Origin of the sequence: Nakamurella deserti (genome assembly GCF_003260015.1) — a bacterium.
Lineage (GTDB): Bacteria > Actinomycetota > Actinomycetes > Mycobacteriales > Nakamurellaceae > Nakamurella > Nakamurella deserti.
Window position 1 is genome coordinate 1,135,748 of sequence record NZ_QCXS01000002.1, and the last position, 15,535, is coordinate 1,151,282.

Annotated in this window: 9 protein-coding genes; 3 read left to right on the forward strand and 6 right to left on the reverse strand. The window is 71.7% G+C overall.

From position 1 onward, the window contains the following. Positions 1-127: 127 nt before the first annotated feature. Positions 128-1,264: a hypothetical protein gene (locus tag DB033_RS20535; protein WP_157970516.1), complete on the reverse strand. Its 1,137-nt coding sequence runs from the start codon at positions 1,262-1,264 to the stop codon at positions 128-130. Positions 1,265-1,300: 36 nt separating this feature from the next. Here DB033_RS20535 and DB033_RS20540 point away from each other — a divergent pair, with 36 nt between their 5' ends. Beyond that, the gene (locus DB033_RS20540; protein ID WP_157970517.1) at positions 1,301-2,851 is read left to right on the forward strand and encodes a glycosyltransferase family 39 protein; all 1,551 of its coding nucleotides are present in this window, start codon (positions 1,301-1,303) and stop codon (positions 2,849-2,851) included. Here the strand turns inward: DB033_RS20540 and DB033_RS05355 are convergent. The 5 genes from DB033_RS05355 to DB033_RS05375 all read right to left on the reverse strand — a co-directional run bounded on the left by DB033_RS05355 (position 2,797) and on the right by DB033_RS05375 (position 8,060). Next, positions 2,797-4,479: an NAD(P)/FAD-dependent oxidoreductase gene (locus DB033_RS05355; RefSeq protein WP_111765773.1), complete on the reverse strand. Its 1,683-nt coding sequence runs from the start codon at positions 4,477-4,479 to the stop codon at positions 2,797-2,799. The genes DB033_RS20540 and DB033_RS05355 overlap by 55 nt on opposite strands. A 259-nt stretch (positions 4,480-4,738) precedes the next feature. Then, positions 4,739-5,218: a GtrA family protein gene (locus DB033_RS05360; RefSeq protein ID WP_157970518.1), complete on the reverse strand. Its 480-nt coding sequence runs from the start codon at positions 5,216-5,218 to the stop codon at positions 4,739-4,741. Positions 5,219-5,486: 268 nt separating this feature from the next. Continuing rightward, positions 5,487-6,344 (reverse strand): DUF350 domain-containing protein, encoded by an 858-nt coding sequence (locus tag DB033_RS05365; protein WP_111765775.1) that lies wholly within the window; start codon positions 6,342-6,344, stop codon positions 5,487-5,489. A 13-nt stretch (positions 6,345-6,357) separates the two neighbouring features. After that, positions 6,358-7,665: a glutathionylspermidine synthase family protein gene (locus DB033_RS05370; RefSeq protein ID WP_111765776.1), complete on the reverse strand. Its 1,308-nt coding sequence runs from the start codon at positions 7,663-7,665 to the stop codon at positions 6,358-6,360. Continuing rightward, a complete protein-coding gene (locus DB033_RS05375; RefSeq protein ID WP_111765777.1) occupies positions 7,665-8,060 on the reverse strand; it encodes a hypothetical protein in 396 nt (131 codons plus the stop codon). Before DB033_RS05375 ends, DB033_RS05370 begins: the two co-directional genes overlap by 1 nt. 379 nt (positions 8,061-8,439) lie before the next feature. Here DB033_RS05375 and DB033_RS05380 point away from each other — a divergent pair, with 379 nt between their 5' ends. Beyond that, positions 8,440-9,348, forward strand: coding sequence for a GAF and ANTAR domain-containing protein (locus DB033_RS05380; protein ID WP_170315476.1), 909 nt, complete (start codon positions 8,440-8,442; stop codon positions 9,346-9,348). 289 nt (positions 9,349-9,637) lie between these two features. After that, a complete protein-coding gene (gene pulA / locus DB033_RS05385; RefSeq protein WP_111765779.1) occupies positions 9,638-15,496 on the forward strand; it encodes a pullulanase-type alpha-1,6-glucosidase in 5,859 nt (1,952 codons plus the stop codon). Positions 15,497-15,535: the final 39 nt, after the last annotated feature.

Sequence of the window (15,535 nt, forward strand, 5' to 3'; positions counted from 1 at the left end):
GCGTCCGGGCGTGGTGGAGCAGCGGTGCGCAAGGTTTCACACCGGGGCGGGCCTGTCGGGAGTGCCGACGGGCTCGGCGATGTCGGGGCTGTACCCACTGCGCCGGAGCTTCCAATCCCGCCGCCGGTCAGGGGATGTAGGCGTGCAGGAACGTGGTGAAGCTGTAGCCGACCACGGCCAGCGGCGCGACGACCATGGAGGCGCGACGCAGCCGCCGGTGCTGCAGCAACCACGCCACCCCGATCAGCAGCGGCACCGCGGACGCGGCGTACCGCTCGAAGGAGTTGAAGTTACGGGCGGTCATCCCGAGCAGAACGGTGGCCACCGCGAACGCCCACCACGACGTCGGCAGCACGGGGCGGGCGAGCACGAGCACCGTCACCGCCGCCACCACCCAGCACAGGTGCACCAGCGGTGCCGCTTCCCGGAGGTCGCCGGCGAACAGCGACGACACCCCGTGGGCCACCGTGCCCAGCGGGTTCACCGTCAGGCCGCCGCGCAGCCCGGGAACGGTCTGGGCGGTGAGGGGCCCGAGCAGATCCCCGAACGTCCGCCAGGACCACACCAGGTACGCGGCCATGCCGGCGGCCGGAGCGAGGACGGCCGTGGCGCGGCGGAGGCGTTCACCGGCGCCCGCCTCCCGTACACCGCGGAGGGCTTCGAGGAGGATCGGCAGGGTCAACACGATGCCGGTCGGCCGCAGCGCCCCCGCCACCAGTCCCGCCACGATCACCGGCCACCACCGTCGGGAGCGCACGGCGAGCAGCACCGTGCACACCAGGATGCCGAACACGCCCTCCGCGTACCCCATGACCAGGACGAACCCGGCGGGGGACAGCGCGACGATCCAGGGCAACCGGTCGGCGACCGCCCGGGAGAACCCGGCGGACAGGGCGACCCGGTGCACCAGCAACGCGTAACCGAGAGCGGCCACGTTGCTCTGCAGGACGAGGGCGGCACCCAGGTCGCCGCCGAGCGGCCACCCCAGCCCACGGGCGATACCGGGCAGCACCGGGAAGAATCGTCTTCCCTCGACCGCGATGCCCGCGTAGCCGTGCTGGGCAATGTCGAGGTACCAGGCGGCGTCCCAACCGAGCAGATCGGCGCGCCGTACCGGACCGGTGACGAGGTGGGAGGCGACGAACCCCAGTGCGATCAGCAGCCGTGCGACGACGAAGGACACCAGGACAGGCCGCCAGGGGAGTCGGGTGAACCCGTCCCAGGACACCTGCGCCACCCGTGCGTACCGGCGCCCGCCGGTCACGACGTGTCCGCCCGGGCGCGCCGGCGGGCCCACGTGGTGAGTGCCCCCAGTGCCACCGGCTCCCGCGGGGCGGGGCGCCCGCGGCTCGCCCGGCCCATTCCGGCACTCCTGTCGCTGCTGGTGGTCATCGGTTGCCTGCTGCGGTCGACCAGCCCGTCACCGCTGTGGCTGGACGAGGCGCTGTCGGTCAACATCGCCTCACTTCCCGTCCCCGAGCTGCTGGACGCCCTGCGCCACGACGGGTCCCCGCCGCTGTACTACCTGATCCTGCACGGCTGGATCGGCATCTTCGGGTCCGGTGCCACGGCGGTCCGCGCGCTGTCGACGGTGCTGGCCCTGGTGGCGATCCCGGTCGCGTTCCGGGTGGGCCGACTGTTCGGTGGGCGATCGACCGGCGCCGTGCTGGTGGTGCTGGTGGCCACCAACCCGTTCCTCATCCGGTACGCGACCGAGACCCGGATGTACGCGCTGCTCGCGCTGTGGGTGCTGCTCGGCGTCCTCGCGCTGCGGCGGGCGGCCCTGCGCCCCACGGTCGCGCGGCTGCTCCCGGTCGCGGTGCTCAGCGGGCTGCTGATGCTGACCCACTACTGGTCGTTCTTCGTGCTGGGGGCGGTCGGTGCCGTGCTCGCCGTGCGCGCGGTGCGGGGCCCGGCCCGGAGTGCCGCCCGTCGACTGCTCGCGGCCGAGGTCGCCGGTGCGGCGCTGTTCCTGCCGTGGACCGCCGGTTTCCTGTTCCAGCTGCGTCACACCGGCACACCCTGGGCGCCCCCGCCCGGGCTGCGGGAGATCCTGACCACCGTGCCGGTCTGGGCCGGCGGCACGACGGTCGCCGGTGTGGTGCTCGCCGTGGTCCTGCTGGCCACCGCCGCCGTGGCGACCGTCCCGTCCGAGGTCACCGCGGGCCGCCGGCTCGGGTTGCGGCGGGGCGGCCGCCCGGGGACCGCGGGGGTGCTGCTGCTGTGTTCGCTGGGCGCTCTGGTGGCCGCCGTCCTGGCCAGCCGGCTGGTCGGTGCCGGTTACGCCGTCCGGTACACGGTGGTGTTCGTGCCGCCGATGCTGCTGGCGGTGGCCCTGGGCCTGCAGCGCCTGCGGCCCCGAGCGCGAGGCGCCGTGCTGACTCTCGTCGCGGTGCTCGGGATCGCCGCCGCCGTGACCGGGGCGCTGACCGACCGCCGCACCCAGGCGGGCGTGACGGCGAGCCTGCTGACGGACAGCCTGCAGCCGGGCGATGCCGTGGTCTACTGCCCCGACCAGCTGGGTCCGTCCGTGAGCCGGCTGCTGCCCACGGACGTACCGCAGTACGTCTATCCGTCCCTTGCCGGCCCCCGGCTGGTCGACTGGGTCGACTACGCCCAGCGCAACGACGCCGCGTCCCCGACGGGTGTCGCGCAGCAGGTCGACCGTCAGGTCGCCGGACGGGTGTGGCTGGTCACCGACTCCGGTTACCTCACGTTCGCCGACTCCTGCGAGCGCTTCGCCGACGCGCTGACCGCGCTGCGGGGGACGTCGACCGTCGTGCAGCACTCGGACGGCTACTTCTTCGAGAACGAGGACGTCATCAGGTTCCCCGGCCCGCGGGCCGGCTGAGCGGGGGACGCCGGTTCCGTCGCGGACGCCGTCCCGGTCCGGGCCGCCGGTACGGCCGGACGGGGCAGCACCGGGGCGGCGCGACCGGTCCCGGCCGCCCCGTCGGACGCGGCGCCCGCGGATCGGCCGTCCTCCTCGTGGTAGTCCTGCTCCACGTTGACCGACCAGATGTCGTGCGGCGGCGTCGCACCGCCGATGTTCTCCACCGTCAACATCGCGGTCAGCATGCTGTGGTCGGCGTTGTTGTAGCGGTGCATGCCGTTGCGCCCAACCGGGTGCACGTTCGGCACGGCGGTTCCGATCCAGCCGCGGATGATCTCGACGTTGCGCTGGTAGGTGTCGTCGTAGACGGGATAGGCCTTCGGCTGGCGGACCACGTAGCCGGTCTCCACGGAGCCGGCCGGCACCAGTCCGAGGCGGGCCAGTTCTTGCTGCGCCAGCCGGATCAGGTCGTCGTCGTCACTGGTCCACAGTGCGTCTCCCTCGGTCACGAAGTACTCCAGCCCCAGGCAGGTACGGCCGTCCTTGACCAGGTACGGCGACCACGACCCGAAATTCTGGATGCGACCGACGGACACCTGCGGGTCGTGGATGTAGATCCAGTTGTCCGGGAAGCTGAACTCCTCGGGCACCACCAGCGCCACGGTCAGGAAATCGCGGTACCGGAGATCGTCGGCGGCCTGCCGGACGGCCTCCGGCGCGGGGGGCGACATCGACGACACCAGCTCGCTCAGCGGCATCGAGGAGATGACCTCCGACACCGGGATGCGGTCCTCGCCGGACGTTCCGTCGGCGTCGGCGGTAGTGGTGTGCAGGGCCGTGACTCCCGCCGGGCCGCGTTCGATCCGGGTGACCGGGGCCTGCATCCTCACCTCGACGCCGAGCTCGCGCACCCGGTCGCGGGCGGCTTCCCACATCATCCCGGGACCGAGCTTGGGATAGCGGAACTCGCTGATCAGCGTGGTGATCTCGCGCTCGCTGCGCCGGGGCAGGACGGCGTTGCGGATGGCGCCGAGCAGCGACAGGTTCTTGATCCGCTGCGCCGCCCAGTCGGCCTGGATGGTCGTCGCCGGGACGCCCCAGACCTTCTCGGTGTAGGTCTTGAAGAACGTGCGGTACAGCCGCCAGCCGAACCGCGCGGCCACCCATCCCTCGAAGTGCGACTGGTCGGCCGGCGGCCGGATCCGTACGTGCACGTAGGACGCGACACAGCGCACGGCCTCCAGCAGGCCCAGGTTGCCCAGCGCGTTCAGCGGCTTCAGCGGATAGTCGAACAACCGCCCGTTGTAGTAGATCCGGCTCATCCGGGGGCGCAGCAGGAACTCGCCGTCCGGCAGGATGTGCTGCCAGAAACGCTCGACAGCAGGCACTTTGGTGAAGAAGCGGTGGCCGCCGATGTCGAACCGCCAGCCGTCCCGCTCGACCGTGCGGCTGATGCCGCCGACGGTGTCGGAGGCCTCGAGGACGACGGCGGGCATCCCCGCGACGGCGAGTTCATGGGCGGCGGTGAGTCCCGCCGGGCCCGCGCCGATGATGCCCACCCGCGCCGGTGCGCCGGGCGGGGTGGTCGGCCGGATGTCGGCGTCGGGACGGACGGCGGGGGTGACGTCGGACTGGTCGTGGGTCATTGCATCTCCGGGGTGCACTGGAAGCAGAGACACCCCGGTCCGATGTCGTCGATACCGTCCCCATACCCAGCCGACCCGCACTCGGAGCGGCCCCCGGCGAGAATCTCGGCGACCCCGGGGGCGTGGTGACGGTCGCGGGCGGCGTGCGGCACCGGGTCATCGGTGTCCGTCGTCCCGTGGGGGGAGTCGCCCGGCGAGAAGACCCGCCGGAACCCGTTTGTGGCCGGTCGGCGGCCGACAGATGGTGGGACGGAACACCTCAGACGACGCTCGAGGTGAGGCCCCCGTCCCGGCGGTCACTGTCACGGTCACGACCACCGGCGGCACCCGCGGTGCCGTCGTCGTCGATGCTGGCGGCGCTCGCGCCGGCGAACAGGGCGCGGCGGGCCAGGAAGTTCCACGCGAAGACGACACCGGTGGCCACGAGCTTGGCAGGAAGCAACGGCACACCCCGGACGTCCACCAACAGCCACAGCATCGCCCACAGGAGGAGCAGGCCCACGACACCGATCGCCGCCGAGAGCAGGTGGCGCAGCACCGGTGAGCCGATCCGCGGTCCGCGGAACGCGAACCGCCCGCTGAGCACGGTGGTGATGGCCAGACCGGCCAGGAATCCCACGGCGGCCGCGGGCAGATGCCCCAGACGCCCGCTGAGCCACAGCAACAGCCCCGTGTCCGCCACGAACGCCACACCCGCGACGCCGCCGTAGCGGAGGAGTTCGGCCACTGCGGGAGGCATCCGGCGTCGGCCTGCCGGACGTGACAGGCCGGGTGGTGTCCCGCTCACAGAGCTCCGTCGGGTCGCGGCGTTCCCGGACGGCATCGGCAGGCGGTCACACCGGCCGTCCACGGCTGAGGAGTCTCTACCCCGTCGGGCGTCGCGGTGCACGGGCGGAGGCCGATCCGTCGTCGGAACGGCGTCACGGCACCCGGACGGCGGCCCCGCCGTACCGGCCCGGCCGGGACATCGGCTCGCCGTGTCGTCGTGTCGCCGTGTCGTCGCGCGATCAGACCACGACCACCGTGCTGGCGCCGAGCGCCACGGCGACCACCAGAGCACTCATCACCACCGCCGGCAGGACCTCGTCCTGGGCGACGATCTGGCGCAGCCGACGACTGCGGATGAGGACCAGGTCGACGAGCAGCACCACGACGACGAGCCCGAGGAACCCGGCCACGAAGGTCACCGCGAAACCGAGGAGTCCGCTGCCCCAACCGCTGAAATCCCCGGCGATGGCACTGCGCAGCACCAGTCCCAGCCCGATCAGCACGCCGGCGGAGACGATGGCGCCGGCCAGCGGCGGCGTGGCCCCCCGGCGCCGGCCGAGCGGCAGCACCAGTCCGAGCAGCCGGTAGGCCAGGACCAGGGCGACCAGGCCGAGGACGGCGAACACCGCGGTGGACGCGATCGCCTGCCCGAGAGACGGCGCCGAGCCGCTCAGGGCGGCGTGCAGCACCAATCCGGCCGCGAGGTACATGCCCGCCTTGACCACCGCCGAGGAGACCGAGGCCCGGTCCAGCGCGGCCAGCCCGCCGGGGTGCCGGACGAGCGCATCGACGACGAAGTTGAGCCCCACCAGCACCACGACGATCGCCGCGCCCCAGCCCAGCAGCGCCCCCACGTCGTTCCACCCACCGTCGGTGACCCCCAGCAACGGCACCGTCGCGATCGCCTGCGCCAGCACGATCGCCACCCGCACCAGTGCGTAGGGGAGGTTGCCGCGGTCGAAGAGCTCCTTTTCGTCGTCGAACCGGGTGAGCGCGTTGACCAGTTCCCACAACGCCACCAGCAGTGCCACGAACAGCACCACCTTGAGCGCCGCGAAGCCGTAGTCGCCCCACGTCGGAACGGTGTCGATGGTCATCAGGTGGTCCTGTTCAGCCGGAGGGCGGGGTGTCGATGATGCAGTGCGGCGCGAAGCAGCTGAGGTTGTCGGTGATGAGCCCGTCGCTCTCGCGGATACCGAGGCCGGCGGCCTCGCCGTCGACCAACCAGACCCCGAGGACGGGGTGGTGCGGACCGTCGACGCCGGCGAAGTCGGGCAGCGGGGCCAGCAGCTGGCGGACCGAACCCTCGCTGCCGTACGGCCCGCCGCGGGAGGCGATGGTGACACCGTCACGGACGAGCCGGACGTTGGCGCCCTCCCGGGACAGCAGCGGCTTCTCGGCGAAACTGCGGAACCCGGCCGGCTCCTCACCGGCGAAGTAGGTCGGGAGCAGGAATCGGGAGAGCTCCGGGTCGTCCCCGAAGAGCTCCCACAGCACCGCCAGGACTCCCTTGTTGCTCCACAGCATCGAGTACGGCGGCTGGATCCAGACGGTGCCATCCGGCTGGACGGCGTTCCACAGCACCGTCTTCCCGAACGGGTCGTGAGCCAGGTTCTCCCACGGGTACAGCTTGAAGATGACGTCGATCCCGCTGCTGTCCTGGTCGAGGATGCGCCCGGGGTGCACGGCGATGCCGTTCAGCGGGACGAGTTCGCTGCTCTGGGCCACCTTGATGTCCTCGGTGTGCAGGAAGGCGACCTCGTAGCCGGCCTCCCGGGCGGCGTCGGCCATGCACAGCACGGTGAACCTGTCCTCGCCGGACTCGTCGAGTGAACTCCAGGCGAAGTGCACCGTCCGGATCCGGCGGCCGGAGCGTTTCTCGAACGACGTGAGGTTGCGGCGCCAGGCCTGGACGAGCGCGTCGTAGATGTTGTTCCACTGGTCACGGTGTGCCGCCGCCGCGTTGCCGAGCAGCCAGTTCCACTGCACGACCGCTGACTCCACGAGACTCGTCGGGGTGTCGGCGTTGAACTCCAGCAGCGTGGGCACCGCCAGGCTCGGGTCGGCCGGGCCCCCGGGAGGCTGCCCGAACCGCAGGTCGAGCCGGCCGTAGACGCTCGGCGACTCCTCCGCCCACGACTTCTCGATGGCCGGCACCGCCCACGCCGGGATCGCCAGCTTGTCGTACAGCCGGTGCTCGATGATGTGGTCGCCGGCGTCCACCAGCATCCGTCCCAGCAGCGTGTTCGCCGTGGCGGCCAGCAGCTCGGTCTCGGCGGTGGTGAGCGAGTAGTACTGCGCCTCCCGCCAGTAGGAGGTCGCACCACGACCGGTGAGCGTCTCGTTGTAGACGAGCCCGTCACTTGCGATCTGCGCCTCCCAGCCCGGGCGCAGCACCCCGTCCTCGTGACGGCGCATCAGCCACCCGACCCGGTGGCGCCGCCGGAGCCCTTGCCGATGCCGCCGGACCGGATGGTCGTCCCGGCGGCCTTGCCGGTACCGGGCAGGCCCGCCCTGACCCGCGCGGCGGAGTCGGCCGGGTTGATCCGGGTGCCGCCGGTGGTGGGGATGTAGGAACCGCGCCCGAACCCGCCGGTGGCCAGGAACAGGAAGAAGAAGCCGCCGCCGTAGCCGTTGCGCTCGTCGCAGTTGGAGTCGTCGACCACCTGGTTGTTGGCGTCCACGCAGTAGGCGGTCTGCTCGTCGTCGTCGCCCGAGCTGCCGCAGGCGGCCACCGACGGCACCACCAGGACGCCACTCAGGGCGAGACCGATCAATCGGGGACGGAGCGGCCGCCGCTCGGGCACCGGCATCGGGTTCCTCCTGTTCGTGCGGCGGGCCCGGTCGACCGGATGCCGGGACCACGGGGAGCCGTGCCGGTCACGCGCCGCCACGCTGACGCGGTCCAGTGTCCACGAGAGCCCCGGTGCGGGCCGCACCCGGGGCGCCGTGTCGCGCCTGGCGCCGCGGCCCGGTGGTGCATCCGGTTGCTGTTTGACCCGGACCCGGCCCCGGGTAGATTTCGCACCGGGTTCAACCAGATGCCCCCGCAGTGTCCGCTCCACCGACTGTCCGTCGGTCATGCAGACGCACCCTGTCGTCCCGAGGGCGTGCCATGTCCGAGTTCTCGTCCCCCGTCACCCCGTGTCCGCGTGCCGATACCGGCACCCCCTCGCCGCAGCGGGTGAGCTCGTGAGCGCGCCCACCACCGGCAGCGGCGACCGCCTCGCCGACCAGCTCGCGGCGCTGACCACTCTGGTGGCGGTCCCCGCGGAGGAGGCGGGCGACCAGTTGGTCGAGACGCTCGAGGTCCTCGTCGGCATCGTCCCCGGCGCGCGATGGGCCACCCTCGGGGAGCGCAAGCGCCGCGTCCGCCCGCAGACCGTCGCCTCGACCGGTGAGCCCGGTTGGCTGGCCGACGCGGTGCAGTTCCACCTCGGCGAGGGGCCGACGCTGCAGGCGATGGACCGCCGCCAGCCGGTCGTGGTCTCCGACGCGACCCGGGATCCGCGGTGGCCGCGGTTCGCCGCGTCGGTCGCGGCCCAGCTGCGCGTGCGGTCGGTGCTGTCGGTGCCGTTGCGGGGCGTACGCGGGAAGGACGCCTCGCTCAGTCTCTACGGGGACATCAGCGACGCGTTCGACGGCGCGGCCGTGGAGGTGCTGCCGATCGCGGTGGCGTCGGCGGACATCACCCTGGCCGGGCTCCGCCAGCGGCAGCGCGCGCAGAACCTCACCCGCGCGCTGGCCAGCAACCGTCGGATCGGGGTCAGTGTCGGGATCCTGATGGCCCGGCACCAGTGGACCGAGGAGCAGGCGTTCGACGCGCTGGGGGAGGTCAGCCAGGCGCTCAACCGCAAGGTCGCCGATCTCGCCGAGGAGGTGTGCCTGACCGGGACGCTGCCGTCCCCACCCGAGGGCGTCGCGCCCGCGGAGCCGCGCACGCCGCGGCCGCCCCGCGCCGACGTCCGGGCGCGCAGCCACCAGCCCGGCCGGCACGGCACCGCCGGGAACGACGCGGGCCCGGTGCGGGGTGCGTCGCGGCCCGGGGACGGCAGCGGGGTGCCCGCACCGTCGACGCGGCGTCCGCCCGCGACCGGGTGACGGACCGGCGCCCGTTCCCGCCCCCGGGGCGCCCGCATCGTTGCCGCGGCGTCCGCCCGCGACCGGGCGGTCCTCCGGGTCGCCCGACATGTCGCGACCCATGATGTCGTCGCTCCGGTGACGGGTGGCGCCTGTCCGATTCGTCCGTTCAGCGGGTCGGCCTCACCGTTCGGGCGCCGACGGCCGCCCACGGTGACGGTGCGGTCGCGTCCGCCGGAATTGCCCCACCCCCGGCTTGTGGTTAGCGTCACAGGTGTTTCGCCCACCACCCAGCGTCGGGAGCGTGTGTATGTCGGTCGTCCCTGCCCTCGGACAGCCCGGAGTCGGACGGGGACGACGCCGACGACGTGGCCTTGCCGCCGTCACCGCGCTGACGCTCACCGCGTCGCTGGCCGGTCCGTTGCCCGCGTCGGCCGCGCCGGAACCGACCGCGGCCACCGTGTCGGCCACCCTCGCCGGCAGTTTCCAGAGCGAGCTCGGCTGTGAGGCCGACTGGGCCCCGTCCTGTGACGCCGCCGACCTGACCGACAACGGCGACGGCACGTCGAGCGCGTCGTTCGAGCTGCCGGCCGGGGCGTGGGAGTTCAAGGTCGCCCTCGACGACAGCTGGGACCTCAGCTACGGACCCGGCGGCGTCGAGAACGGACAGGACAACATCCCGGTCGTCCTGGAGCAGCCGACGGCGATCACGTTCGCCTTCGATCACACCTCGCACCTGGTGTCGATTACCCCCACCGAGCAGCAGCCCGGACTCCAGGACTCCGATGCCGACCTGGCCGCTGCCAGCCTCCGCGACGACCTGAGCCGCGAGCAGTTCTACTTCGTGATGGCCGACCGGTTCGCCAACTCCGACCCGGCCAACGACACCGGCGGCTACGACATCCCGCCCGGCACGCCGGCCGGCGACGAGCGCCTGGTGACGGGCTTCGACCCCACCGCCAAGGGCTTCTACCACGGTGGCGACATCAACGGCATCACCGCGAAACTCGACTATCTCAAGGAACTCGGCATCACCTCGGTGTGGATGACGCCGTCCTTCAAGAACAAGCCCGTCCAGGGGGAGGGAGACGGCATCAGCGCCGGCTACCACGGCTACTGGATCACCGACTTCACCCAGATCGATCCGCACCTGGGCACCAACGAGGACCTCACGGGTCTCATCGACGCCGCCCACGCCCGTGGCATGAAGGTGTTCTTCGACATCATCGCCAACCACACAGCCGACGTCATCTCCACGCCCAGCGAGTACATCACCAAGGCGGAGGCGCCCTACGAGGACGCGACGGGCACCGTCTTCGACGACCGTGACTACGCCGGCGGCGACACCTTCCCGGCGCTGGATCCCGCTGTGTCGTTCCCCTACGTGCCGACGTTCCCGACCCCCGCGGACGCGACCGTCAAGGTGCCCGCCTGGTTGAACGACCCGACGTACTACCACAACCGCGGCAACGCGGCCTTCGACGGCGGCGAGAGCGACATCTACGGTGACTTCGTCGGTCTGGACGACCTGTTCACCGAGAACCCCGAGGTCACCGACAACCTCATCGAGACCTACCGGTACTGGGCCGAGTTCGGCATCGACGGTTTCCGCATCGACACCGTCAAGCACGTCAACATCGAGTTCTGGCAGAAGTTCGCCCCGGCCATGCGCGAAGCCGCCGCCGCCGTGGGCAAGGACAAGTTCTTCATGTTCGGGGAGGTGTACGACACCGACCCGGTCGACATGTCGCGGTACACCACGGAGGGCGACCTCCAGGCCACGCTGGACTTCGGCTTCCAGGAGCAGGCGAAGAACTTCGCCAACGGGCGGTCCACCAACGTCCTGCGGGACCTGTTCGCCGACGACGACTACTACACCGACGCGAACTCCAACGTGTACTCGACCCCGACCTTCCTCGGCAACCACGACATGGGACGCATCGGTTACTTCCTGAAGAGCGCCGGCACCGAGGCCGACCCGGTCGGACCGGAGGAGCTGCTGGCCCGCGACCAACTGGCGCACTCCCTGATGTACCTCACGCGCGGTCAGCCGGTCGTCTACTACGGCGACGAGCAGGGTTTCGTCGGCGACGGCGGCGACCAGGACGCCCGGCAGGACATGTTCCCCAGCCAGGTGGCCACCTACAACGACGACGACCTCATCGGCACCGACGCCACCACCGCGGTCGACAACTTCGGCACCGACAACCCGGTGTTCCAGCACATCAAGCAGGCGTCCGCGCTGCGTGCGGCGCACCCCACGCTGGCCGACGGTGCCCAGATCCACCGCTACTCCTCCGACGACGCCGGCATCTACGCGTTCAGCCGGATCGATGCCACCGAGCAGGTCGAGTACGTCGTGGCCGCCAACAACTCCGAGGCGCCCGCCACCGCGACCTTCGACACCTTCACCCCGGACGGCACGTTCGCCGGTCTGTACCCGGCGGGCGCCGCCGGCCTGACCAGTGACGACGAAGGCAGGGTGACCGTCACCGTGCCGCCGCTGTCGGTCGCCGTCTGGCAGGGCACCGCCCCCATCCCGGCGTCCGCGGCCGCACCGGAGATGACCTTCCGCAACGTGCCGGGCAGCACCGTCGGCGGCCGCGCCGAGGTCGGCGTCGCGGTGCCCGCCGGTGGCTTCAATCAGGTGTCGCTCGCCTGGCGGCCCGCGGGCACCGACGCCTGGACCGCTCTGGGTACCGACGACAACGCGCCCTACCGGGTGTTCCACGACGTCCGTGGCCTGGCGAAGGGCACCGTGGTCGAGTACCGCGCCGTGCTCGAGGACAACGCCGGCCACCTGTCGGTGGCGGCCACCTCGGCCGTCGTCGGTGATCCCGCGCCGCCGCCGGTCGATCCCGGTGAGCCCGGCGGGCCGGTCGAGCAGCCCGGCAGCGTGACGGTCGCCGGCACGCTGAACACCGAGATGGGTTGCGCGTCCGACTGGGAGCCGTCGTGCGCGGCGGCGCACCTGACCCTGCGCGACGACGGTGTGTGGTCGGGGACGTTCACCCTCCCGGCCGGTGACTACCAGTACAAGGCCGCGATCGACGATGCCTGGACCGAGAACTACGGCGCAGGTGGAGCTTTCAACGGGGGCAACATCTCGGTCACGGTGGCCGAGGGCGCGACCGAGATCACCTTCTGGTACGACCACGGCACGCACTGGATCACCGCCTCCCCGCCGACCCCCGTGGTCACCGCCGTCGGCTCGTTCCAGTCCGAGCTGGGTTGTGCGGCGGACTGGTCGCCGGAGTGCCTGCGCAGCTGGTTGCAGGACGTCGACGGTGACGGCATCTACACCTTCGCCACCGCGTCCATCCCGGCCGGCAGCTACGAGACGAAGGCGACCGTCGGCCTCAGCTTCGACGAGAACTACGGTGCCGGCGGCACCGCCGGCGGGGACAACATCCCGTTCACCGTTCCCGCGGGCGCCGTGACCCGCTTCACCTACGACTCCGTCAGTCATGCTCTGACGGTGACCAGTGGAGCGTCGACCGCCGCCGACCTGTCGACCGCCCGGGCGCAGTGGGTCCAGCGGGGCCTGGTGGCCTGGGACCTGCCGGCCGAGGCGGCCGGGTGGAGCTTCCGGCTCTACGCCGCGCCGGAGGGCGGCCTCGGGTTGGACGCCGAGGCGGTGACCGGAGGTGACAGCGTCCCGCTGACGCTCGACCCCGCCGGGCTGCCGGCCGACACGGCGGCCGCCTGGCCGCAGCTGGCCGGGTACGACGCGCTCCGCCTGCGGGACAGCGACGCCGGCGACCGCCGGCTGCTGCAGGAGATCCTCGGCGGGCAGATGGCGGTGGCCGCGTTCGACGACCTCGGCCGGCTCGTGGACGCCACCGGCGTCCAGACCCCCGGGGTGCTGGACGACCTCTACCGGGGAGCCACCTCGGCGACGCTCGGCGTCTCGTTCCTCACGCTGCGCTTCGGGTCCCTGCGGTTCAGCATGCCGTCGATGAAGGTGTGGGCCCCGACCGCCAAGACCGTGTCGCTGCGCATCGACCCGGTGGGCCCGGAGGGCGAGGTGGTCCTGCCGATGTTCCGGGATTCGCAGGGGGTCTGGTCGTCCCAGGCGTTGGCACCTCGCTTCGTCGGCGCCGCCTACGCCTACGACGTCACGGTGTACGTGCCGTCCGCCGGTCAGGTGCAGACCACGACGGTGACCGATCCCTACAGCGTCGCGCTCACCACCGACTCGAGGCGCTCGGTGGTGGCCGACCTGGCCGGCCCGGCGCTGCAGCCGGCGGGGTGGAACGACCTGCGCAAGCCCGCGCTCGCCCAACCCGAGGACTCGAGCATCTACGAGCTGCACATCCGGGACTTCTCCATCTCCGACACCACGGTGCCGGCGGCCGAGCGCGGCACCTACCTCGCCTTCACGCACCCGGAGTCCGCGGGCATGACCCACCTCGCGCAGCTGGCGGACGCGGGCCTGAACACCGTGCACCTGCTGCCTGCGTTCGACATCGCCACCATTCCCGAGAACCGTGCGGCGCAGCAGACTCCCGCCTGTGACCTGGCGGCGCTGTCGGCGGCCGACCCGGCCGGTACCGCACAGCAGGACTGCGTCAGCGCCGTCGCCGGTGCGGACGCGTTCAACTGGGGCTACGACCCGTTCCACTACACGACCCCTGAGGGCTCGTACGCGACCGACCCCGAGGGGCCCGGACGGACCCGGGAGTTCCGGCAGATGGTGGCCGGGCTCAACGAGGCCGGCCTGCGGGTGGTGATGGACGTGGTCTACAACCACACCGCGTCGTCGGGCCAGGATCCCACGTCGGTGCTCGACAAGGTGGTTCCCGGCTACTACCAGCGGCTGTCGGCGACCGGCGCACTGGAGACCTCCACCTGTTGCGCCAACACCGCCTCCGAGCACGCCATGATGGAGAAGCTGCTGATCGACTCGGTGCTCACCTGGGCGGTGCAGTACAAGGTTGACGGTTTCCGCTTCGACCTGATGGGTCACCACAGCAAGGCCACACTGCAGAAGCTGCGGGCCGCGCTGGACAAGCTCACCGTGCGCAAGAACGGTGTGGACGGCCGCACGGTCTACGTCTACGGCGAGGGCTGGAACTTCGGTGAAGTGGCCGACAACGCGCGGTTCGAGCAGGCCACCCAGCTCAACATGGCCGGTACCGGCATTGGCACCTTCAACGACCGGCTCCGGGACGGCGTGCGCGGTGGCGGCCCGTTCGACGAGGACCCGCGGGTCCAGGGCTTCGGCTCGGGCCTGTTCACCGATCCGAACGCCCTTCCCGCCAACGCCGGGGACACCGCCCGCCAGACCCTGTTGCAGTACCAGGACTGGATCAAGGTCGGCCTGACCGGCAATCTCCGGGACTACCGGCTGGTCGACCGGACCGGGGCGACCGTCACCGGCGGCGACATCCCCTACGGCGCGGAGGGATCGGCGCCGGTGGGGTACACCGCGGACCCGTCGGAGGTGATCACCTACGTCGACGCGCACGACAACGAGACGCTGTTCGACGCACTGACGCTGAAGCTGCCGGTGGGCACCACGATGGCCGACCGGGTGCGGATGAACACCCTGTCGTTGTCGACCACCGCGTTGGGCCAGGGCCCGATGCTCTGGCACGCCGGGGCCGACCTGCTGCGCTCGAAGTCGTTGGACCGCAACAGCTACGACAGTGGCGACTGGTTCAACCGCATCGACTGGACCGGTCAGCAGAACACCTTCGGCTCGGGTCTGCCGCCCCGGCCGGACAACGAGGCCAAGTGGCCGTTCATGGCACCGCTGCTGGCCGATCCGGCGTTGAAGCCGGCTCCGGCGGACATGGCGGCGGCCACCGCCGGCGCCCAGGACCTGCTGCGGCTGCGGTTCTCCTCGCCGCTGTTCCGCCTCGGATCGGCCGCGTTGATCGGGCAGAAGGTCTCGTTCCCGTCCGGTGGTCCCGATCAGACGGCCGGACTCATCGTGATGGTCATCGACGACACCGTCGGACGCGATGTCGACCCCGCCCGGGATCGCATCGTGGTGGTGTTCAACGCGTCGTCGACAGCCCAGGAGGTGCCGGTGGCCGGAGCCGGTGACCTGGCCCTGAGCGCCGTGCAGGCGGCCGGTGCCGATCCGGTGGTCAAGCAGTCCACGGTGTCCGCCGACGGCGTCACCGTGCCGGCCCGCACGGTCGCGGTGTTCGAGGGCTGATCCACAGGTGCCGTCCGCCCGGCCGCGGTCGCGGCGGGC